This is a genomic window from Klebsiella sp. BIGb0407 (assembly GCF_024807845.1).
Taxonomy (GTDB): Bacteria; Pseudomonadota; Gammaproteobacteria; order Enterobacterales; family Enterobacteriaceae; genus JGM124.
Genome location: NZ_JANUEQ010000001.1, coordinates 1,281,780 through 1,303,399, shown reverse-complemented (window position 1 = coordinate 1,303,399; position 21,620 = coordinate 1,281,780). Strand labels below are relative to the sequence as shown.

The 21,620-nt window shown below is 48.5% G+C and carries 26 protein-coding genes; 19 read left to right on the top strand and 7 right to left on the bottom strand.

Annotated features, from left to right (window positions below; all coding sequences use genetic code 11):
• The 9 genes from M2387_RS06080 to M2387_RS06040 are packed head-to-tail and all read left to right on the top strand — an operon-like array spanning position 1 to position 9,296.
• Complete coding sequence (locus M2387_RS06080) at positions 1 to 807, top strand: MBL fold metallo-hydrolase (protein ID WP_259047867.1); 807 nt, start codon at positions 1 to 3, stop codon at positions 805 to 807.
• Positions 804 to 2,090, top strand: coding sequence for a F390 synthetase-related protein (locus M2387_RS06075; RefSeq protein ID WP_259047865.1), 1,287 nt, complete (start codon positions 804 to 806; stop codon positions 2,088 to 2,090). Before M2387_RS06080 ends, M2387_RS06075 begins: the two co-directional genes overlap by 4 nt.
• Complete coding sequence (locus tag M2387_RS06070; protein ID WP_259047863.1) at positions 2,087 to 2,695, top strand: phosphatase PAP2 family protein; 609 nt, start codon at positions 2,087 to 2,089, stop codon at positions 2,693 to 2,695. The genes M2387_RS06075 and M2387_RS06070 overlap by 4 nt, the downstream gene beginning before the upstream one ends.
• Positions 2,688 to 3,800, top strand: a complete 1,113-nt coding sequence (locus M2387_RS06065) for a sterol desaturase family protein (protein WP_259047862.1) — start codon at positions 2,688 to 2,690, stop codon at positions 3,798 to 3,800. Before M2387_RS06070 ends, M2387_RS06065 begins: the two co-directional genes overlap by 8 nt.
• On the top strand, positions 3,793 to 4,896 hold the full coding sequence (locus tag M2387_RS06060) for a fatty acid desaturase family protein (protein ID WP_259047860.1): 1,104 nt from the start codon (positions 3,793 to 3,795) through the stop codon (positions 4,894 to 4,896). Before M2387_RS06065 ends, M2387_RS06060 begins: the two co-directional genes overlap by 8 nt.
• Positions 4,893 to 6,008: an acyl-CoA desaturase gene (locus M2387_RS06055; protein WP_259047859.1), complete on the top strand. Its 1,116-nt coding sequence runs from the start codon at positions 4,893 to 4,895 to the stop codon at positions 6,006 to 6,008. The genes M2387_RS06060 and M2387_RS06055 overlap by 4 nt, the downstream gene beginning before the upstream one ends.
• Positions 6,005 to 6,976, top strand: coding sequence for an NAD-dependent epimerase/dehydratase family protein (locus M2387_RS06050; protein ID WP_259047857.1), 972 nt, complete (start codon positions 6,005 to 6,007; stop codon positions 6,974 to 6,976). Before M2387_RS06055 ends, M2387_RS06050 begins: the two co-directional genes overlap by 4 nt.
• Positions 6,970 to 8,085 (top strand): glycosyltransferase family 2 protein, encoded by a 1,116-nt coding sequence (locus M2387_RS06045; RefSeq protein ID WP_259047855.1) that lies wholly within the window; start codon positions 6,970 to 6,972, stop codon positions 8,083 to 8,085. Before M2387_RS06050 ends, M2387_RS06045 begins: the two co-directional genes overlap by 7 nt.
• A 17-nt stretch (positions 8,086 to 8,102) precedes the next feature.
• Positions 8,103 to 9,296: a glycosyltransferase gene (locus M2387_RS06040; protein WP_259047853.1), complete on the top strand. Its 1,194-nt coding sequence runs from the start codon at positions 8,103 to 8,105 to the stop codon at positions 9,294 to 9,296.
• A gap of 10 nt (positions 9,297 to 9,306) precedes the next feature.
• On the opposite strand, the gene M2387_RS06035 is transcribed toward M2387_RS06040, so the two are convergent.
• On the bottom strand, positions 9,307 to 9,783 hold the full coding sequence (locus M2387_RS06035) for a WbuC family cupin fold metalloprotein (RefSeq protein ID WP_259047852.1): 477 nt from the start codon (positions 9,781 to 9,783) through the stop codon (positions 9,307 to 9,309).
• Positions 9,784 to 10,149: 366 nt separating this feature from the next.
• Here M2387_RS06035 and M2387_RS06030 point away from each other — a divergent pair, with 366 nt between their 5' ends.
• Together M2387_RS06030 and nadS are read left to right on the top strand one after the other, a co-directional pair.
• A complete protein-coding gene (locus M2387_RS06030) occupies positions 10,150 to 10,512 on the top strand; it encodes a type II toxin-antitoxin system RelE/ParE family toxin (protein ID WP_259047850.1) in 363 nt (120 codons plus the stop codon).
• Position 10,513: 1 nt separating this feature from the next.
• Positions 10,514 to 10,798, top strand: coding sequence for a NadS family protein (gene nadS / locus M2387_RS06025; protein WP_259047848.1), 285 nt, complete (start codon positions 10,514 to 10,516; stop codon positions 10,796 to 10,798).
• Between the two features lie 32 nt (positions 10,799 to 10,830).
• Here the strand turns inward: nadS and M2387_RS06020 are convergent, their stop codons facing one another.
• Together M2387_RS06020 and M2387_RS06015 are read right to left on the bottom strand one after the other, a co-directional pair.
• Complete coding sequence (locus M2387_RS06020; protein ID WP_259047846.1) at positions 10,831 to 11,205, bottom strand: DUF596 domain-containing protein; 375 nt, start codon at positions 11,203 to 11,205, stop codon at positions 10,831 to 10,833.
• Positions 11,206 to 11,255: 50 nt separating this feature from the next.
• On the bottom strand, positions 11,256 to 11,729 hold the full coding sequence (locus M2387_RS06015; RefSeq protein WP_259047845.1) for an OsmC family protein: 474 nt from the start codon (positions 11,727 to 11,729) through the stop codon (positions 11,256 to 11,258).
• Between the two features lie 87 nt (positions 11,730 to 11,816).
• On the opposite strand from M2387_RS06015, the gene M2387_RS06010 reads away from it, so the two are divergent.
• Complete coding sequence (locus M2387_RS06010) at positions 11,817 to 12,476, top strand: GntR family transcriptional regulator (protein ID WP_259047843.1); 660 nt, start codon at positions 11,817 to 11,819, stop codon at positions 12,474 to 12,476.
• Positions 12,477 to 12,589: 113 nt separating this feature from the next.
• Here M2387_RS06010 and M2387_RS06005 read toward each other — a convergent pair whose 3' ends face one another.
• Entirely contained in the window at positions 12,590 to 13,207 is a 618-nt protein-coding gene (locus M2387_RS06005) for a nitroreductase family protein (protein WP_259047841.1), read from the bottom strand.
• A 35-nt stretch (positions 13,208 to 13,242) separates the two neighbouring features.
• Complete coding sequence (locus M2387_RS06000) at positions 13,243 to 14,115, bottom strand: DMT family transporter (protein ID WP_259047840.1); 873 nt, start codon at positions 14,113 to 14,115, stop codon at positions 13,243 to 13,245.
• 68 nt (positions 14,116 to 14,183) lie between these two features.
• Between M2387_RS06000 and M2387_RS05995 the strand changes: the two genes are divergently transcribed.
• On the top strand, positions 14,184 to 14,708 hold the full coding sequence (locus tag M2387_RS05995) for a MarR family winged helix-turn-helix transcriptional regulator (RefSeq protein ID WP_259047838.1): 525 nt from the start codon (positions 14,184 to 14,186) through the stop codon (positions 14,706 to 14,708).
• Between the two features lie 198 nt (positions 14,709 to 14,906).
• Positions 14,907 to 15,608, top strand: a complete 702-nt coding sequence (locus tag M2387_RS05990) for an Abi family protein (protein WP_259047836.1) — start codon at positions 14,907 to 14,909, stop codon at positions 15,606 to 15,608.
• A gap of 16 nt (positions 15,609 to 15,624) precedes the next feature.
• Here the strand turns inward: M2387_RS05990 and M2387_RS05985 are convergent, their stop codons facing one another.
• Both M2387_RS05985 and M2387_RS05980 read right to left on the bottom strand, forming a co-directional pair.
• Positions 15,625 to 16,125, bottom strand: a complete 501-nt coding sequence (locus M2387_RS05985) for a 2-thiouracil desulfurase family protein (RefSeq protein WP_259047834.1) — start codon at positions 16,123 to 16,125, stop codon at positions 15,625 to 15,627.
• Between the two features lie 66 nt (positions 16,126 to 16,191).
• Positions 16,192 to 17,052 carry a helix-turn-helix transcriptional regulator gene (locus tag M2387_RS05980; RefSeq protein ID WP_259048319.1) on the bottom strand — a complete coding sequence of 287 codons (861 nt, stop codon included), beginning with the start codon at positions 17,050 to 17,052 and terminating at the stop codon, positions 16,192 to 16,194.
• A gap of 255 nt (positions 17,053 to 17,307) precedes the next feature.
• On the opposite strand from M2387_RS05980, the gene deoC reads away from it, so the two are divergent.
• The 5 genes from deoC (at position 17,308) to M2387_RS05955 (ending at position 21,586) form a co-directional block, all read left to right on the top strand.
• Complete coding sequence (gene deoC, locus M2387_RS05975) at positions 17,308 to 18,009, top strand: deoxyribose-phosphate aldolase (RefSeq protein ID WP_259047832.1); 702 nt, start codon at positions 17,308 to 17,310, stop codon at positions 18,007 to 18,009.
• Between the two features lie 70 nt (positions 18,010 to 18,079).
• Positions 18,080 to 18,997, top strand: a complete 918-nt coding sequence (locus M2387_RS05970) for a ribokinase (RefSeq protein WP_259048317.1) — start codon at positions 18,080 to 18,082, stop codon at positions 18,995 to 18,997.
• A gap of 19 nt (positions 18,998 to 19,016) precedes the next feature.
• Entirely contained in the window at positions 19,017 to 19,517 is a 501-nt protein-coding gene (gene rbsD / locus M2387_RS05965; protein ID WP_259047830.1) for a D-ribose pyranase, read from the top strand.
• 46 nt (positions 19,518 to 19,563) lie between these two features.
• Positions 19,564 to 20,694: a Gfo/Idh/MocA family protein gene (locus tag M2387_RS05960; protein ID WP_259047829.1), complete on the top strand. Its 1,131-nt coding sequence runs from the start codon at positions 19,564 to 19,566 to the stop codon at positions 20,692 to 20,694.
• Positions 20,687 to 21,586 (top strand): sugar phosphate isomerase/epimerase family protein, encoded by a 900-nt coding sequence (locus tag M2387_RS05955; protein ID WP_259047827.1) that lies wholly within the window; start codon positions 20,687 to 20,689, stop codon positions 21,584 to 21,586. Before M2387_RS05960 ends, M2387_RS05955 begins: the two co-directional genes overlap by 8 nt.
• Positions 21,587 to 21,620 lie beyond the last annotated feature (34 nt).

Genomic DNA, 21,620 nt, shown 5'->3' with positions numbered 1-21,620 from the left:
GTGGCTAAAATAACCACCTTTGAAGTGGGGTATTGCACCCATCCAGGCTGTATGGCTTTGAAAGGTGCCAGTTTTCGGGTCTGTAAGTTTCCAGCCCGGGCATATTTGCTGGAAGCAGGCGATAAACGCTGGTTGTGGGATACCGGCTATGCGAACTGGTTTGAGCAATATACTCGCTCAGGGTTATTCTGGCTCTACCGCCGGGTAACGCCGGTTTATTTTGACCCGCAAGAGTCTCTGGTCTCTCAGCTCCGGGAACAGGGTTATCTCAGCGGGGATATTGACGGCATGATCCTCTCGCATTTTCATGCTGACCATATTGCCGGGCTCCGTGATTTCTCTTCTCTCAGGTTTATTTGTTCCGGGGAGGGCTGGCAGAAAACGCGTCATCTGCGTGGGTTTGCCGCATTAAAACAGGCTTTTATTCCGGGGTTAATTCCTGAAACATTCGACACGGCGCTGCAGTTTTTTGAGAGTTTCAGACAGGTTGCCCTGGCTTCAGAATTGATGCCGTTTGAACTGGGTTATGAGTTACCCGGCAGCCAGGGGCAAGTATTACTGGTACCGTTACCCGGGCATGCAGCCGGGCACTGGGGGGCCTTTATTGAAACGGATGACGGCTGGGTATTACTGGCCAGTGATGCGGCCTGGTCACCGGTAAGCTATCAGACGCTGCGGGGCCCTTCGCGTATGGCCAATTTACTGATGGATGATTCGCAAGCTTACTACCAGACCCTGGCTCGACTTAATCAGCTCTGGTCAGGGGGAAAATGTCAGATTCGCCTCTGCCATGAGGGGGATTTATGACCGCATTACTCCGCACCTTGTGGCACTATTTTCGTACCCGTCGTCAATATTTCACCAGCCGTGATGCCCTGGAACGTTATCAGCAGCGACAGTTAGAACGTTTTTCTCGTCGGGTACTGGCGAAAAGCCCGTGGTTTAGCCGCTATCTGAATACGCCAATGACTGACTGGCCGCTAATGGATAAGTCGCTGATGATGAAAAATTTTGATCGGATGAATACTCAGGGACTGCGTAGCCAGCAATTGCTTGATATCGCGATACAAAGTGAAAAAGATCGCGATTTTTCACGCCAGGTCGGGAAATTCAGTGTCGGATTATCCTCGGGGACTTCCGGAGTTCGGGGTTTATTTGTCGTCAGCCCGGAAGAGCAGCAATTATGGGCGGGTGGTATGCTGGCTAAAATGCTGCCCGATGGTCTGTTTGCCGGGGAACGAGTAGCGTTATTTTTACGTGCCAATAATAATCTCTACCAGAGTGTCAATAATCGCTGGCTGAGCCTAGCTTACTATGATTTGTTTCAACCGTATTCTTCCCATTTGCACCCTTTAGAACAACAGGCTCCGACGATTATTGTTGCTCCGGCCCAGGTACTACGTGAACTGGCCTTGAGTGTGCAACGTGGCGAGCTCAGGCTACAGGTCAAAAAGGTCATTTCTGTCGCGGAGGTACTTGAACATCAGGATCGTCTGTTACTGACTGAAGTCTTCGGCGAGGTGGGGGAGGTTTACCAGGCTACCGAAGGTTTTTTAGCAGCGACCTGCCGCTATGGCGTTTTGCACCTTAATGAAGAGTTTCTGCATATTGAACCCCAGTGGCTGGATGAGCACCGTTTTACACCGATTATTACCGATTTTACCCGGAAAACGCAGCCTATAGTCCGTTACCGGCTGGATGACGTATTAGTGGCCAGGGAAGAAAAGTGCCCCTGTGGTAATCCTGCCCGGGCTATTCAACATATTGAAGGACGCCAGGACGATCAGCTGATACTCGCCGATATCCACGGGCAGCCGCAGACTATCTTCGCCGATCTCTGTAGCCGTGTGCTGGCCATCTCATTACCGCTTAATGCCGATTATCGGCTGACTCAGCAGGGCTCTCAGACCTTGCACCTGCTTGCAGATTGTTCCCCCGACGCGCTGGAAATCAGTAAACTGGCGCTGGTTGCCATGCTCGATAAGCAAGGGGTCGATACGCAAAAGTTGTGCTGGAAGCTGGAAAGCGCCGCGGTGATCCCGCAGTTTGATAGCAAACGGCGACGTATTATTCGCAAGGCTAACCTATGAAAAATGGATTTTATCGGGCTGGGCAGCTACTACTGGGTTGGGGATTCGTCGGTGTTATTTATCATTTAACCGATAACCTACAAAGCGCCGGTCAGGTCATCACACCATCATGGATTGATAATAAGATCCCTTTCTCAGCTTCAGCTATCTGGGCCTATTTGTCTTTTTTCCTGATTATCCCGGCTGGCTATTTTCTGGCACCTTTAACGGCTGTTCGCTGGCTGACCCGATCGATGCAGCTGACAGCGCTGGGTGCCGGGCTGATTTATTTACTCTGGCCCACCACCCTCGTTACCCCGCCGGACAGCGGGCAGGGTATTGAATCTGTGCTATTGAAACAGTTAATTTCGGTAGACTCGGCACAAAACTGCTTTCCCTCGCTGCATGTCGCTCTGACGCTTCTGGCGGTATGGGCGATAGCCAGGAGCCGGAAGCATTTTCTTACTCTGGCGTTTATACTCTGGGGAGGCGTGATCGCGTTTTCTATTTTGCAGTTAAAACGTCATCTGTTTATCGACCTGATCGGCGGTGTGGTGCTGGCATCTGGGGCGGGTATGCTGGTGAGCTGGGTAATGAATCGGCAAAAGGAGAAGCCTGGTGAGTGAGTTAATTGTTCCGGTTATTCTGATGTTACTCTTTGTACTGGGCGAGGCCTTACTACTGAGATTTAACAGCCGGCAAAAAGTTGACTGGCATGAGGTGATTTTTAACCTTAACTCCGGGCATATTATGCTCTGGCTGTTTCGTGGCCTTGAGGTGCTCTGTTATAGCCTGGTGCTCAGCCACTTCAGCCTCAATTTATTTGCCGAAACCTCACCCGTCTGGGTCTGGTGTTTTGCAATTCTGGCCTGGGACTTTGGGTTTTACTGGCTACACCGGCTGCATCATCGCCTGGCGGTTTTATGGGCTGTGCACGTCGTCCATCATCAGGGACATCACTATAATTTATCGCTGGGAGTGCGAAACTCCTGGTACTCCTCGCTGACATCGATACCTTTCTTTATTGTCCTGGCATGGCTGGGCGTGCCGCTCACGGTATTTCTGACCGTCTCAATATTGCACTACACCGTGCAGTTTTTTAATCATATATCGGTGAAGCCGAATCTGGGCTGGCTGGAAAAGATCTTTGTCACCCCGACACATCATCGAGTCCATCATATTAATGACCGTGCTTATTCGGACAGCAATTATGGCGGAAGCTTTATTTTCTGGGACAAGCTATTTGGCACCTTTAAAGTCGCACCCGACGAACCCTATGATTACGGTGTTAAAGGTGAACAGCCAAGTAATAATCCTTTTATTGCCAGTAATCGTCCCTTCTGGCGCTTATGGCACAAAGCCGCTTCAGGCACAGGAGCAAAGCGCCAGTTTTATGCCTCAGCATGGATGTTAGTCAGTGGTGCTCTGCTGCTGTTCGCCCTGGTATTAGGCTATATCCAGCTCTATGGTTATGGTTATCAGAATGTCACTTTTGCTCAGGTTGCGCTGTTTATTCTGCTGGCTTTTGGATCGGTAGCCCTCGGAGGCATTTCCCAAGGGCAGCGCTGGGGAGTATTGAGCTGGTTTTGGCTCACGCTGATGTTATGGGGTTTACTGATTATAGGGTCAGGCTGGAATCATACTTTTTGGTTAGTGACCTTATCGGGACTAATGCTTCACGGCATCAGCGTGTTGTGTGGCTGGGGAAGAAGGAAGGGCGCTGATGTCTGATAAACTTGAACCCTTGCACTATCCCCGTGACAGTGAACAGGCTTTCCATCAACACCTGCAGCAGGCGGCACGAGAATATCTTGGCCACGATCATGCCTATGCTGATGGCTGGCAGTGGAGCAAAGCGTTACTTCTTCTTGGACTATCAGTCTTGTGTTATGGCATCACGCTGATGACCACTCAGTCGTGGCTTTTTGCCTGCAGCTACTTTATTTTCATCATGATGGCAATGCTATTGAATGTGAATGTCAATCATGATGCTTCCCATAATACGTTCAGCCGTCGTCCCGGTATTAATCGGTTTGTCGGTCGACTGGTGACTCTCCCTTTGGGAGTGGATCCCGATTACTGGCGAGTACGGCATGTGATATTCCATCATCAGTATGCAAATATTGAAATTTACGATTTAGATACCGAAGAAAATGGTATTTTCCGCCAGTCCCCTTTCCAGCAATGGCGTCGTCATATGCGCTACCAGCATCTGTACTGGCCGTTGATTGCAGCGCTGTCACTCCCCTGGATAACCTGGGTTTTTGACTGGCGAGACCGGTTAAATAAAACGCCGCTCCGGCAAGAAAAACTATTAAGTGGTAAGCAGGGCTGGGCATTATTTATTGGCAGTAAAGTCGCGCATCTATTACTGGTGCTGGTGGTCCCCTTGATGGTGGGGCTACAGCACGGTATTTCACCCTGGACTGCGATGCTGATTTATCTGTTCAGTCAGATGTGTGCTTCCCTGATGGTAGTCTTTTTATTACTCGGTACGCACTGGGCGGAAGCGGAGTTTTTCGAGGCACCTGAAAATAAACAGATGCCGCATGGCTGGTATCATCATAATTTCGCGACAGCCTGTGACTGGGTTGCCTCGCCGCGCTGGCTTCACCATCTGACTGGCGGTCTTAACTATCATTTAACCCATCATCTGTTTCCGCAGCTCAACCATCGCCATTATCCGGCACTTGCTGAGATTATTGGTGAGCTTGCGACGTGTTATGGCATGGATTACCGCTGCATCGGTTATCGGGAACTGTTAGTTAGACAGCGTCGATTTTTACGGCAGATGGGACAGCCTCCCGTAAAGAGATCTGAAGAATGAGCCGAACTCCCTTACGCCCGCTGGCTTATCAGGCAGATGATTTAGCATTGCATAAAGCGCTGATGCAGGCGGCACAGCAGTATCTGCGTACCCGTCAGGACAATCGTTTTGCCGATAAATGGGCTATAGGTAAAATGATCTTCCTCTTAGGCATTTGTCTGACCTGTTACGGGTTAATCCTGCAACAACATTCTGGTATGGCGCTGTTCGGCTGGTATCTGGGATTTATTTTTAGTGCCATGCTGCTGGTCATCAATGTGGTACACGATACCTCTCATAATGCCTTCTTTCGGTCTGCCCGGGCGAATGCCTTAACGGGGCGGATAGTGTCGATTCCGCTGGGGCTAGATCCGGACTGCTGGCGAGTGCGTCATGTTATTTTTCATCACACGCATACGAATATTTCGGGTTATGACCCGGATATTGATGAAAATGGCCTGTTACGCCAGACGCCCTTTCAACGCTGGAAACCTTTTATGCGTCTTCAGCACTGGTACTGGCCATTAATTGCCGCCTTTACCTTCCCCTGGTATATCTGGCTGGTGGACTGGCTTGACAGGGCCGGTAAGACCAGAGTAACGCCGAAAATGGCTATGCGAGGCCTGAAAGGGTGGACTATTTTTCTTATCAGTAAATGTCTGCATTTTTTACTGGCCTTGGTTATTCCCGCTTATGTGCTCTCTGCCGAGTTCAGTTTCTCCACATTATTGATTATCTATCTGCTATCCCAGATGGTGTCGTCGCTGCTGTTTGTGATGCTGATTGTTGGCACCCATTGGGCAAAATCACATTTTTTTGAAGCGCCAGCCGTGGGAAATATGCCGCATACCTGGTATCAGCATGTTTTCACCACCACCTTTGACTGGCAGGCTCGTCCCGCCTGGTTAGGCTACTGGCTTGGCGGCGCTAATTTACATCTGACTCATCATCTTTTTCCCAACTGGCATCATCGCCATTATCCGGCATTAAGCTATCTGATTGCCCGGGTAGCGATGCGATTTAATATCGACTATCAGAAGATAAGCCTGGCCGAGCTGTTGCAGCTACAGCAACAGTTTCTGAAACAGATGGGCGTTAATCCGCAGCAGGCAGAGGATATTCTCCCTCCATGATAAAAATCGTTATTACAGGGGCATCGGGTTTTATTGGTCAGGCTTTTCTGCGCCGTTTTGCCGGACATCATAACCTTGAATTGTTGGGGGTCGGCCGACGCCCACAGCCAAAACTACTGACCGGTATTCGTTATTCTCAGATTGATTTAGCCGACCTGGATACTCTGAACTTTACCCCCGACGCGGTGATTCACGCCGCCGGTAAAGCGGGACCATGGGGAAGCCGCGAGGAGTACTGGCGTGATAATGTGCTGACGACCGAGCAGGTTATTCATTTTTGCCAAAAGGTCGGTCACCCTCGCCTGATATATATCTCTACGGCCGCAGTTTACTACCGCTACCAGCACCAGTTTAGCCTGACGGAGCAACAAACGCCTGGCCCTGACTTCGCCAATGAGTATGCCCGCAGTAAATATGAGGGTGAGCAGAGGGTGCAGGCTTATCAGGGTGAAAAGACGATCTTGCGTCCCTGCGCTGTTTTTGGAGTCGGAGATAGCCTGCTGTTTCCGCCACTTCTTAAGGCCGCACGAAACAAGCAACTACCGATATTAACCTCACCGGATATGCCGGCTCAGGGGGATATTATGCCTGTTGAGAGCCTGTGCGATTATCTGCTGAGAGCGCTTATGCTACCGAAATTACGCCCCGTCTATAACCTCTCTAACGCCGAACCGGTCGAGATTAATCAGTTCTTACAGGAAGTGCTTAAGCGCTTTAATCTTCCTGCGGCAACAAAAAAACTTTCAGTTAAACAGTTGATGCTTATTGCCCGGGTGATCGAAGGGGGATACCGGTTACTGGGCATAAAAAAAATGCCACCGATTACGCGTTTTGGTGTCGGAGTCTTTGGTTATTCAAAAACACTGGATGTGAGCGCAGCGCTGACGGATTTTGGTCCGCCTTCTTGTTCTTTATCAGACGGGCTGGATATATTGGTTAAATACTATCAGGAGCAAACCCGATGTTGATTCTTGTTGCCTGGCTTGGGATTTTACTGCTAAAAGTCGTATTAACACTGCGCGTTATTCGCCGCCCGACCCGGTGCGAGGTTCAGGCATCACCTGGTCGGGTGACGATTCTACAACCTATTTTAAGCGGTGACCCGACGCTGGGTTCGACGTTGAAGGCGAATGTGATTGCGCTTGAGCAGGCCGATTTTGTCTGGCTGATTGATGATGACGATGAGGTCGCCAGGGTGACCGTTAATCAGATAAAGCAGCAGCTAGCTGCGCGAAACATCATCATCATGTCCTGTCCTGCTGCGCCAGAAGGCGTGAACCCGAAGGCTTTCAAGCTCGAACGGGCCTGGCCGGAAGTCAGCAATGACATTATTCTGGTGCTGGATGACGATGCGATACTCTCCCCTGAGGCATTCACTCAGCTTATCAGTGAAGTCGGGACGGATAATCTGGTTACCGCCTTGCCTTATTATGCAACCAGTAAAAAGCCTTATTCTGCACTCTTAGCGCAGTTTGTTAATGACAGTTCAGCTCTGACCTATTTGCCTTTGCTGCCTTATCTTCCGCCGTTAACCATCAATGGTATGTGTTATGCGATCGGCCGCCAGACACTGGCAAAGGTCGATGGTTTTGCCCGTATTCAGCGGCATCTGACGGACGATCTGGCTCTGGCTTCTTTGCTGAGCCAGCACCAGATCCGGCTGACGCAGAGTATTGCCCTGGTAAAAATTCATACTGATTTAGCCAGTGGCAAAAAATACTGGCAACAGATGCATCGCTGGTTCCTGTTTGCCACACTGCTATTGCGTGAGAAATCACTCAAGATCAATCTGCTGATTTTTCTACTACAGGGTTTGCACCCGTTGTTGTTATGGGGCGTGTTATTGATGGCGGTTTCTCATCCTTTAGTGGTTCTGGCATGTCTGATTATTCGTCAGTTTGCGCTACGGAAAGTACAGCAAGCCTTGACGCCAGATATTCAGTCCCGGCCCTTACTATCGCTGATTTCAGAGCTGCTACAGCCGCTACATCTTCTTCATGCTGTTTGTAACCGCACCATTGTCTGGCGCACACGCCGTTATCGGGTATTCAGTAATAATAACTTTGTATCGCGCTGAAATCATTGGGTCTGACTATGAAAGCCTTACTGGCATTAATCCCTTCCTCTGTTCGGCGAATAGATTTGCTGGCACCGCCTTTTTCCGGGCATTTACACCCGGTTATTGCTTTGGGACGTGCTTTAGCCGCTGAGTATGAGGTGCGGATTATCAGTACTCAGGGAGCACAATTGCGCATTACCAGCGCAGGTTTGCAAGGTTTTGCTTTACCCGGAGATTTTGATGCTCCATTACAGGCGATAGCTAACCCGGACTATGCGGTAAAAAGTAGTCCGCTAAAATTGTACCGGCAGTTTAAACATGCCGTCAGCTTACTGGCCGATTTTTCGGCTCAGCTTGATGCGTTTTACCAGCAGGAACAGCCACCTGACTTAATCATTGCTGACTTCACACTGCCTGTCGTCGGTCAGGTCGCACGCGCATGGAATATTCCCTGGTGGACCAGCTTACCTTCTCCTTGTGTAGTGGAAACCCGTGATGGCCCACCCTCTTATTGCGGAGGGCTCACCCCGGCAACCCACCGCTGGCAGCGCCTGAAACAGGCGATTGCCCGTAAAAAAGTACGCTGGTTTAAACAGACGATATTCTGGTTGTTTTACCGTACTATCAGACAGACAGGAATAACCCGGCTTTACCGGCCTGACGGAACGGAAAGTGCCTATTCTGCCCAGTGTATTCTGGCTTTAGGGGATAAATCGCTGGAGTTTGCACGTAGCTGGCCCGACAGCGTTCAGTTTATTGGCCCGGCGCTCTATACCCCGCCAGACGAAGGCCCCGAGCCTCACTTTGTTCCGGGGCGGCGGCATATTCTGGTGACATTAGGAACCCATCTGGCCTGGCATAAAGATGAGATGGCGGATGCCATCCGGCAGCTGGCCCGCACTTTACCCGACTATCTGTTTCATTTTACTGAGGGGGACCCTGAGTCGACGCGTTTTCAGCAAACCGAAAACGTGATTCGTCTGCCCTGGGTCAACTATGAAACCTGTCTGGCACATTATGCTTTAGTGATCCATCACGGTGGTGCGGGAATTATGTACTATTGCCTGCAAAAAAAGATTCCGGCGCTGGTTTATCCGGTCGATTTTGATCAGTTTGATCATGCCGCCAGGCTGGAGGTTGCGGGGAAGGGCGTCTGGCTGAAAGGGGGGCTGACTGCTCTGGTCAATGCCAGAGCAGATATCGAACGGCTGCTCGCTGATGCTAAGTGATAACTGGCGCTTATAAAGTAAAACCGCCGTCACCGACCTGGGCCTGTGCGTACCATGCCATTAACTCAGCCGTTCCTTTTTCCCCTTCAGCGGGAGCCCAGACGGCAGAGTCCTGCTCTGCGACGGGCTGGTAGCCACCGTGTTTCACTTCAAAAATCACGCCACCGTTATCAAGTGACAGTACCGAATGCCAGGTGCCTGCCTCCATTTCCAGCGCCATACAATCCTCACCCAGTATCACACGCTGTGTGACCGTGCCGCGATCGTCAAAGTTTAATACCAGAAAGCGCCCGCTGAGTGGGAGCAGCAGCTCGAAGGTATGAGGATGACGATGGGGGCGAATATAGGTGCCGGGTTCCATGGCAATCGCCAGGCGTTGTACCGGATCGCTGAGTTCAGGGTGAAAGTTCCGGTGAGCGCGTAAACGTGGTGCACTTGCTGCTGCCGCGCTTTGTTGCTGCATATCGCTAATCGTTATCTGTTTCATAAAAGCTGCCTGAGGTCAGGAGTGATAAGCATTGTTGCTTGATGACACAGATTAACAGCCGTCTCAGGTACAGAAAAGGATTTAGCTTGTGGCGCTTATCATCGCGAGCTGGCATAAGTCTGAAAAACAAGTGCGGCTATGCTATCTGGTCAAAATGGTAGTCCTATATTTACGCCGAATAACTCAGTCACAAGTACTTAAACGGATCACATTATTATGCTTATTTTTCTTAGCGTTATTTTTATTCCCGGATGGTCATCAGTAACAACCGGTGCTCATGATGGCTTCAGAATGTGAGATATCAGGTTTCATCAACACAAATAACACACTTTATTTTACTGGATAGTTCAATACTGGAGGTGTACCTTGTACATCAATACGCAGGGAAGCGGCAATACGGAACATGGAATTGAGTTTATTGAAACAACATTGTTTACTCGTCAAATCAAGCAAATTGCCACGGATGATGAGTTGATGGAGCTCCAGCGAATACTCATTGCCTGCCCGGATAAAGGTGATTTGATACCGAAAACCGGTGGTTTACGGAAAATAAGAATGGCGATAGGTTCTCAAGGAAAAAGTGGCGGCGCCAGAGTTATCTATTTTCTTGCCACTACCGAGATTGTCTATCTGATGATGGCATACCCGAAGAGTATCAAAGATAACCTGACCGACGCTGAAAAAGCAGAACTTAAGAAACTAACAATATTACTGAAAGGTGAGGTGTAGCATGAGTTTTTTTGATGATTTGAAGGCCTCTCTTGAAGAAGCTGTTGATATTAAGCAGGGGGTTACAGAGCCTTCCCGTGTGACGCGTTATAAAGTTGCTGACGTGAAGGCTATCAGAGAGCAGCTTAATGTTTCACAAAGTGAGATGGCAAAAGTACTGGGAACCAGTATCGATACCATTAAAAGCTGGGAGACTAAAAGACGTAACCCAACCGGGCTGGCCGCAAAAGTGCTTGCCACTATTCAGGATAACCCTGATTTTTTCCGGCAACTGGCGCAGCATTAAGAACAATATCGGGTAGGGCCTGGTCTGACTGACTAGGTCCATATTTCTTCACCATCAGGCGTTAACCAGACTAAGCCCGCAGGAGCCTTGACGAAAAACCACATGCCGGACTCATCCAGTTCATCATCTTCATCGTCAGAAGGATATTGGGGCCAGGCCGTTTGAAATAGGTTTAATTGCTCCGAAATTGAGCCTGACAAAAATACACCCTTTGTCGCTAACTTAATTTTCCCCTCAGTTAATGCACGCGTTAAAAAATCAAAGAACATCTGTTTTCTGAACAGATAATCATCAGAAATCTCAGAGCAGTCGACGCGAATATGCTGCCATACTGCCCCGATGGATAAGCCATAAGCACTTTCGATAACCAATGAATATATCTTGTCGGTATTTTCCATGAGTTTCATTTGATCCAATAGCTCCATCCCTGGATGAAGATTGATAGCGGAATAAACGATCAATCGATGCTATGCGTGATTACCGATTCACATAATATTGGAAAGTTAAGTGAGTTAGCAATAAAGCATAATTCATGTGCGCGATGATGAAGTTCTTGAGCAAGTTTTATATCATCGCCAGAACGAATAGTGATTTCTGGCTTCAAAGTTATCCCGGTGAAACAGCCTTTTTTACCTTCAACCATCGTCCCTGTAGCGCGGTCAATATAAGTAGAAACACTGATCCCGGCTTCAGCACATAAGTGCAGATACCATAGTTTATGGCATGCTGAGGCTGAGGCCACAAGGAGATCCTCTGGATTCCAGCGGGTGGCATCCCCGAGAAATGCCGGATCTGATGAGCCCTGAATGGGATTTTTCTTCTCTGCCGAAATGACATAGTCGCGACTATATGCCTTATAGGACTTCGTTCCGTCTCCCTTATTGCCTGTCCACTCAACATTAACCTGATAATGATGTTCACGCTGCGCCATATCTGCTACTCCCAATCTGCTTAAGTTATCGATTCTGGACTTAATTCATCACATGGTATACCATTATGCCATAAGGTAAAGGAGAAAATGATGAGTCTGACAGGTCAGTCAACCGCAGATATGCTTGCTGGTGAGTTGAGAAAAATGATTAACAACGGCACGCTTTCTGATGGCCAACGGCTGGTTGAGAGAGATCTTGCGAGTCATTTTTCTGTTAGCCGGATCCCAATGCGGGAAGCCATTCAACAGTTAGAACATGACGGCATGGTTGAGATTTTTAGAAACCGGGGGGCGGTTGTCAGGACGCTTTCAGGAGATGAGATTGACGAAATCTATCAGTTACGCGCTTTGTTAGAAGGAGAAGCGCTCTTCCAGAGTGTACCCAACTTGAATAGCGATATTCTGGCAAGGGCTGAACTTGTCCATAAACTGCTTGGTAATACCTCTGACTTTGAAATGCAGGGGCGATATAACCATGAGTTTCATGACCTTCTCTACAGTGGATGTAAAAACAAACGCCTATTAATAATGATTGATGAATTGCGTAATCAGATAGAAAGATATGAATACCTTCAGCGGCGATTACTGGCCAATACGCATAAATTCCAGGACGATCATGAAAATATTTTAGCTGCCTGCCGACAGAGCAATTCAGAAATGGCCGAAAGTGAAATCATTCAGCATATTCAAGCTGCCAGCCAAGTGTTAAAAAATTTTATTAATGGTCAAGATCGTTCATTAGTTTGAAAAGGTGTCGGTAACTAAGTCATGACGTGAATCTGGCAGGCTGGCAGATATAAAAAACTGCTGTGGCGGCTGCCAGATTAACTTTTCGCTTTTACCGGGAGGTATATCTACTATCAGGCGAAGGAGAGAACCGTTTCAATCGGTCTGCGTATTTTTTGCGGCTTATTACTTTCTAAGGCGTGGCCAACAACGATAATCATCAGCGGTAATTCATGTTCTGCTAAACCAAAATCACGGCTCACCTGTTGTTCATCAAAACCGACCATCGGGCAGGAATCCAGATTCATTCCCTGAGCTGCCAGCATTAAGGTCATTGCGGCCAGCGACGCTGAACGTACAGCTTCATCGCGCTGTAACGTTGCATCATTTTCATGGCTGGCGGCGGCCTGTTTTACCCATGCATCAGCGGTATGCTGAGCCATGATATTTTCTTCAACGCTTGGCTGCAAAAAGGTCGCCAGGGGTTGGTGCGCATTGAGCAAACCACAAACGATAAAGGCAACCGAGGCATCAGTGACTTTTTGCTGGCCGTATGCCGCCGTTTTTAGCAGCGCCTTTCCTTCCTCTGAGCGTACCGCGATAAACCGCCAGTTCTGCATGTTATAGGCTGAAGGTGCCAGGGTTGCCATCCGTATCAGCTCTGTAATCGTACTGTCATCGACAGGGCTATCAGGAATAAAACGGTCAATGGAAATACGTGAAGTGATGGCGTTATGCACAGAAAGGGTCATCTGTTTTTCCTTGTTAAATGATAAGTCGTGAAGCGTTATTTGGTTTTTGCAGAGGTACGCTGTACCACTAATACACTGGCCAGAACGATGAAAAGTCCGATAAATGCTACTCCGCTCATCTCCTGGGAAAGCACTATCCAGCCCAGGGCAACCGCGGTTAACGGGCTGAGTAATCCTAATGATGCCACCGCGACGCTGGGCAGGCGGCTAATACCACGAAACCACAGCGCGTAAGCGACAAAGGCACCCGCCAGGCTGAGATAGGCATAAGCAGCCCACTGCGGAAGGGTCAGTACCGGAAGTGGCGCATCAAAAATCCATGCGGCAGGGGCCAGCATTATGCCACCGAGAACGAGTTGCCATCCGGTGAGCGCCATCACGGGTAATTTTACCTGCCAGCGACGCGTCAGCCAGACGCCGGATGCCATACACATTGCGCCCAGTAATGCGGCGGCAATGCCGATAGGTTCAAAAACCGTCTGAGGAGATAGCAGGAGCATCGCCATGCCGACGACGCCCGCCAGTGCCCCCCACAAGGTAATTTGCTTAGGAGCATGCTTATCAACAACCCAAATCAATACCATGATCAGGAGCGGCTGAATCGCACCGAGTACCGCAGCCAGTCCACCGGGCAATCGATAAGCGGCGACAAAGAGCAGAGCCTGGAAAACGCCAATATTGAGTGCGCTGAGAATAATCAGGCGCCCGATATCACGACGTTCCGGCAGGCGGCGGATAAACAGCAGGAGCAGAATACCGGCAGGTAAGACCCGAATCAGTGCCGCAGTAAAAGGTCTGTCCGGCGGCAAAAACTGGGTCGTCACGATATAGGTTGAACCCCAGATAGCCGGGGCGATTGCCGTCAGGAGTACGTCACGCCAGTAAGTCAGAGAGAAGGAATTGCGCATAATTTTGTATTTGTCTTTAATTCAAGATAAAATAATCTTGTCGATAAATTAACTTGAAGTCAAGATAAATGAGCGATCAAAACACGTCCCAACAAGATGCGGTAGATAACATTCTTGCCCAGTGGAAACGCGAGCGCCCGGATTTAGACTGTAGCCCGATGGGGCCGATTGGACGACTTAATCGCTGTGCAGCCCTCCTTGCACAGCGGCTCGAGTTAACCTTCTCTGAGTTTGAATTGAGTTCGTGGGAGTTCGATATGCTGGCGGCACTACGCCGGGCTGGTGCACCTCATATGCTGACGCCAACCGAACTATTTTCAACCCTGATGGTTACCTCGGGTACCATGACGCATCGTCTTAAGCGTCTGGAATCACGGGGTTTTATTGTTCGACAGGTGAATGCCGAGGATGCCCGTAGCATGCTGGTGCAGTTAACGGATGAGGGGTTGGCGCTGATTGATCGCGCGGTGGAAAAGCACGTTGAGAACGAACGACAGATTCTGTCCGCACTGTCAGATGAAAAACTGCTTGCGTTAGATAATCGTCTGGCGGATTTATTGCATTCTCTGGAGAGTGTGACGAGTACCAAATAGTCATCACTTCATCTTTTAGGATATAGGCGGGTCGATTTTTTAATTCTGGTTTGTATTATGGCGATGTGGATATCATTTTAGAGGAGGTACCTGTTGACGCAACTTGCAAATAGGGTCATATTAACGCTAATAACGCCTGCAACTACCCTTCGGGGGAGTTAGTGGGCTTTTTTTTGCCTTTTCATGGATGATTATGCAATGCAGACAAGGCTTTACAATAAGCCATATCGCACACCCGCTGACTTGGTTAACGACCTGAAACTTAAAAAACTAGGATTTCATGACGAAGATGAAGCTGAAAATATACTGAGCCAGATAAGTTATTATCGTTTTAAAATATATCTTCATCCACTGTTAGATGTAGAAAGTCGGGATGGGAAACTCTATAGAAAGGATGAGTATTTCGAATACGGGCTTGAATTATATCGGTTTGATGAAAAATTACGAGTGCTGTTATTTGGTATTATTGCACGGCTTGAGATAAAACTCAGAAGTCGACTTGATCATACCCTTTCTTCCTGCAGAAATAATCCTTTCTGGTATCTGGATAATACCTATTTTTATACCAAAAAAGGGACAGATCTTATAGATTCTATACGAAAGAGAATACAGTTTTCCTTTAATCAAGAACAGGAACTGTATGCTAAAAATTATCGTGGTAAGTATCATAATAATATTCATCCTCAATTTACGGATCTTCCTCCCTTCTGGGTAGCCCGGCAGAATCGTCCTTATCTGACAGTTTGCATGATGCACAAGATGATAAAGACGCTCGGTATGGAAGGTATCAATTTAAAAGCCGAAATCATGAAACTCTTTGCAGAAAATGATACGGCGAAGATTTATAGGGTTGAAACGGGCTTTCCACAGGACTGGGAAACAGATTTTTTCTGGGGTTAATACTTAAAATATTTAATCAAAGATAGCGTTCTCTCTCCTCAACCCAGGCAATCAACTCTTCGAGTTGGGTATCGGCAAAAACAGTGATTCCGTGTTTGGTGAGCAGGGCGGCTGCCACACCCATACCTGATTTTCGCTGGCCGGTGAAAGAACCATCGTAGATAAACCGGCTGCCGCATGTCGGGCTGCCGTCAGTTAATAACGCGACGGTGCAACCGGACTCTTGTGCTGCGCGTAGTGCCATCCAGGCCGCAAGCTGGTAATGCCCGGTCACATCCTGGCCGGTATTTTCGATGATCCGCGCGCGTTCCTGCATCACGTCATTACCATCTGCGGAAAAAATTTCTGCGGGTGGTCTGGGCGTGGGTAACCCGGCGGCCAGTTCAGGACAGTGAACCACCAGACGTTGTTCCTGCTCCCAGCGTGCCAGGGTTTTAATCACCTGGGCTTTTTCACTGCCGTTATAGCGGATTTTAAAGCCCATCAGGCAGGCACTGACCAGAATTTTATTAATCATCTTTCTTGTGATTCGAATCTAAAAATAATAACAGGAGTATAACACTCGCCGGTTTTAAACCTACCGCTACTCTGTTGATGGCGCTAACTGTTCCTGTTTACGAAAGGCGCTGGGGGACATACCAATAGCCCGATGAAAATCACGCGAGAAATGCAGCGGATCGTGATACCCCACCTGGAGCGCAATGGCGCTGATATTTTCCTGCGTTTCTACCAGTAAGCGTCGGGCCTGGGTTAAGCGATAATTTTTCAGCCATTTCAACGGGCTTTGATCGAATGTTGTCCGGAACAGGCGGAATAGCTGCGATTTACTCACCTGACAGTAGTGCATAAATTTTTCGATATCCCAGTCATCGTTATAGTGACTATGAATTTGATAAAGCAGTTTCCCCAAACCCCGATGAGTAATGATACGTGACTGAATTACCTCGTTATTGCGGTTCTCAAGCAGGGTAAAAATCAGCTGGCTACACAGCATATCGCACTGGGCATCCGTCACCAGGGTATAGCTGTTCATCAGTGAAAAGATATGGTGATAAATTTCAATAATTTTATCAGGGTCCTCAAACTGAAAAATAGGGTGTTGAGGAACATCCATTATCTGCATGATATTATTGAGTTTTGAACCCTCTATGCGTAACCAGAGGATCTCCCAGGGGTGCTGTTTATCGGCATAATGCTCATGCGGCCAGCGTACCGGGAGCCAGGCTAACTGGCCCTTTTGTACCGGGTAAAGCCGGTCTTCAAGGCGAATAACCCCCGATCCTTGCAGGCAAAAAATCAGTTCATGTCCGACAACTGACTGGCGCTGAACATGAAAATCTGCCCCGGTATCGATATGTCCGGCACGCAAAATACGGTAGTTCATCAGGGCAGAAAACTCGTCAGAACCCCGATACCAGTTGGCAATCACCCGGGTTCGCTTAATCTGCTTTGACATCTGTTTCCGCCTTTATCATGATTTGGACTTAGCATTTATCGTGGCAGCATCCTGACGATCCTGCATCCACTATAAAGTGGTCGACTGTTGATTTTTTGAGCCTTCTCACATTTCCAGTAGCGTGAAAATTTCATCCATGTTTAAGGGATTTTTGCCTATCACTCCCCCGGGCTGAAACGCCTAAAGTCATGTCATCGACATTCAGCCATAACAGGTTATTCACTTACCAGACGGGAGAGATTCATGATTGATTTTAACGATCCGCGCCAAGTCGCCAGGGCAATTCAGTTCACCAATGTTAATCCGGACTTAACACGCGAAGGGGTTATCAAACACCTGGAGATGTGTCTGGAATATCAGTTTGATGCAGCGATGATAGCGCCATGCTGGGTAGCACTGGGTAAAGAAGTTCTGAAAGGTAGCGGCGTACGCGTGGCGACAACGCTTAATTTCCCGATGGCGAATGACACCTTAGCGATGAAAGTAGCGGTGGTACGTGAACTGGCCAAAGAGGGGGCTGATGAGTTCGATTTTCCGCCAAACCCTGGCTACCTGCTGGGCGGAATGGAAGACCACTATTTTGAAGAACTAAAAACAGTCACTCACATTGCCCATGATCTCGGGATGAAAGTGAAAGCGATGCTGGAATTTGGTTTTATCACCGAAGAGGCGATGAAAATTAAAGCGACCCAATATGCTTTTGAAGCGGGCATTGACTGGGTAAAACAGTCAAGCGGCTGGGGCAAAGGTGGCTGTGAAGCGACCGTAGAAGATGTTCGACTTCTCAAAGCGAATATTCAGTTACCTTGCCGAGTGAAAGTATCAGGTAAGGTCAACACGCTGGAAAAAATGAAAGCGATGTTTGAAGCGGGTGCTGAACTGGTAGGAACCAGCTCAGGGCCGGAAATAGTAAAAGGGCTGACAGGTGATATTAACGCTTACTAAGTAAGATAACAGCCCCACCACACTGATGGTGGGGTGTCAGGCTTCTGTCAGATTTAAAGAGGAGTCCATGATGAGCATTTTTATTCTTGGCAGTTATGCCAAAGCCCTGGTGATGACAGCTGACCGTATTCCGCTGGCAGGGGAAACCTTAATCGGGCGTGATTTCCGCCAGACCTGGGGTGGCAAGGGTTCCGATATGGCGGTACAGGCTGCACGCCTCGGAGCGACGGTTGCCTATGCAGGTGTGGTGGGTGACGATGTCTTTGGCCGTGAATTTATCGAACTGATGCAGCAGGAAGGGGTTGATATCCGTGCGCTGACGGTTAGCGATGAACTCCCTACGGGGGCCGGGTTAATCATTAAAGACCAGCAAGCGCGTAACGTGATTGTGGTCGATATGGGGGCGAATAAACTGTTTAGCCCTGCCTTGGTTGATGCCGCACTTGAGCAGCTTTTAGAGAGTCGCGTGGTACTGACGCAGCTTGAGATCCCACTTGAAACTGCGCTTTACGGGCTGAAAAGTGCGAAACAGCACAATAAAATTACTATTCTTAATCCCGCTCCGGCCTGTGATTTACGCGGTAAAAATCTCAGTACTATTGATTATCTTACACCGAATGAAACCGAGGCGCGTGTTGCCCTGGGTCTGGCTCCCGATGATACCCGTAGTAACCGTGAAATAGCGGATTTGTTGCTGGAAACCGGCTGTGGCCATGTGGTGATGACCCTGGGTGATGCAGGCAGCGCCGTTTTTACGCGCAACAGTACGCTGGAGATCCCGCCTTGCAAGGTTGAGGTGGTAGACAGTAACGGTGCCGGAGACAGCTTTAATGCCGGATTAGCCGTCGCCTTAAGTGAAGGCCTGCCCATTGAACAGGCTGTCTGCTTTGCCAATGCAACCGCAGCACTCTGTTGCTGTGACTGGGAGACGGTACCTTCCTATAAAAACCGTCAAGAAGTGGAACATTTTCTCGCTGTTATTAAATAAAATAGACCCGGAGAGAACAATGAGACCTGAACGTATCCTACACCCTCAATTAGCGGCCGCGCTGGCAACACTCGGCCATACCGACATTATTCTGGTGACTGATGCAGGATTCCCTATACCTCCCCAGGCTAACCGTATAGACCTCGGTTTCTGGCCCGGTATTCCCGATGTGACCGATATTTTACGGGCGATTCGGCATGAAGTCTTTGTCGAAAATATCCAGTTTGCCCGGGAAGTTCGTGACTGTAACCCGGAGCTTTATCATCAGTTACAGGACATTTTTACCGGCTCAGGGGCCGATTTCACGGAGGCCAGCCATGAAAAACTCTGTCATGAACTAGCCTATAAAGCCAAAGTGATTATCCGTTCCGGCTCCTTTAATCCCTGGGCTAATTTTGCCCTGACGGCCAGCACAGATCCCTTTGCCTGGTTTGCTGAACACTCGGGTGTTAAGCCATTGCCTGCTTATGTGGCACGCCGCCAGCAGATACAGGATAAGGTTGTTCCCGAATTAAATTAACCTCGGGAAGCACATGATTGCAGAATAACCAGAGCTGGGGGATATTATGGAGTCGTTAGTTCGTGTATTAGAGCAGGCGGCAGAGCCGCAATTACCGCAACGTAAAGATTATCGTATCGGTATTATTGGTACCGGATTTATTGTTGAACACTGCCATTTAGTGGCCTATCAAAAAGCAGGTTTTACAGTTCAGGGAATTACTTCTCTGGATAATAAAAAAAGTCAGCGCCTGGCGGATAATTTTAATATAGATAAGGTGTATTCCAGCTGGCAGGAGATGGTTTGCTGCCCTGAAATAGAGATTATTGATATTGCGGTGCCACCGCATATCCAGTTAGATATTGTCCGTTTTATTTGTACAAATAAATCCGCATTCAGCCATATTAAAGGTATTTTATGCCAGAAGCCGCTGGCGATGTCTCTGGCTGAAGGGCGAGAAATCGTCCGTCTGAGTGAAGAGAGTGGAATACCGATAGCGGTTAATTCAAATATGCGCTATGACCCGGCAATCAGGGCATTAAAGCATATTATCGATAATCAATTAATCGGCGATACCGTTATTGCCAGTATTGATATGCGGGCGATTCCTGACTGGCAACAGTTTTTGCAGCAATATAATAAACTCGAACTGTTCGCGATGGGGATCCATCATATTGATGCCTTCCGCCTGTTATTTGGTGACCCGGTAAAAGTGACGGCAGTTTGTCGCACTGACCCGAGAACCCCGTTTCCGCATACTGATGGCATTACCCAGTATACCTTCCAGTATGCTAATGGCCTGATTGCCACCAGCCTGGATGATGTCTGGGCCTGGCCCGGAGAGCCCTGCGCCAAAAATAATTATATTAACTGGCGCGTGGAAGGCACCTCAGGTCTGGCGGAGGGAGATTTTGGCTGGCACCGTCGACCACCAGAATACTGCGGCAGTACTTTAAGGCTGGCACTTCCCGATTATCCGGAACAATGGTTAACACCGCACTGGAATCACCAGTGGTTCCCGGATGCCTTCATCGGCACAATGGCGAATTTACTTTGTGCCATTGAACAAGGTGCCGCTCCGGCAATCAGCGCTCAGGATAATCTTGGCACCCTGGCGTGCATCGAAGCTTGTTATCTCTCTATCGAACAAGAAAGAACCGTCTATCTTAGCGAAATACAGGAGAATACACATGATTAATGTCGGCATTTTTACTGGCTATTATCCTTATACCCTGGAAGAAACTATCAGCAAAATTAAGCAGGCGGGGATGGGCTGTGTTCAACTTGATCTTGAGTTTAAAGATATTGATCTGCGGCGTAACCATATAACTAAAGCCAAAGCGCATCAGGTTCGGAATGCCTTCCGACGGGCGAATTTACCGATCGTCGCTATTTCGGCGTATACCAACCTGGTTCACCCCGACCCGATTAAACGGGCAGAGAATATAGCTGCAGTCAAAGAGATCCTCAAATACGCCCGGGACTTTGGCACGCCTTATGTTATCAGTGAGACCGGGACATATAATCTGGAAAGTGACTGGTTATATGATGAAAAAAATAGCAGCGAAGAAGCGTACCAGGAATTTAAGACTATTGCCCACGAATTAGCGGTCTTTGCCTGGGAGCATGGTGCCGTCTTTTTAGTCGAAAACTACGTGAATAATATTATTGGCTCCGTCAGCCAGGTGGCGCGTCTGATGCGTGATATTGATCATCCGGGACTTGCCCTGGCACTCGATCCGACAAACTATTTTGACGAAAATAATATTGATGCGATTGATGAAACATTAGAGAGTATTTTTAATGTCCTCGACGGCAAAGTTAAAATTGCTCATGCCAAAGACTGTAAGAGAACCGATGTCATCATTGAAAAATTTGGTGACGGTGCGGCAGAACATAACAGTTTCCGTGGGGCCGGGGCGATAGAGCTACCTGCGGCAGGATTAGGCTCACTGAATTATGAGAAATATTTACAGCTGCTGGCAAAAAATCACCCGAATATTCCGTTAATCATTGAGCATGTTGACGAGTCTGATATTCCTCGGGCAAAACAGTTTGTTGATGAAATACTGATGACTACGGGGAGCTGAACAGGTCGGAAAATAAGTGATAAAGCCACCGAAA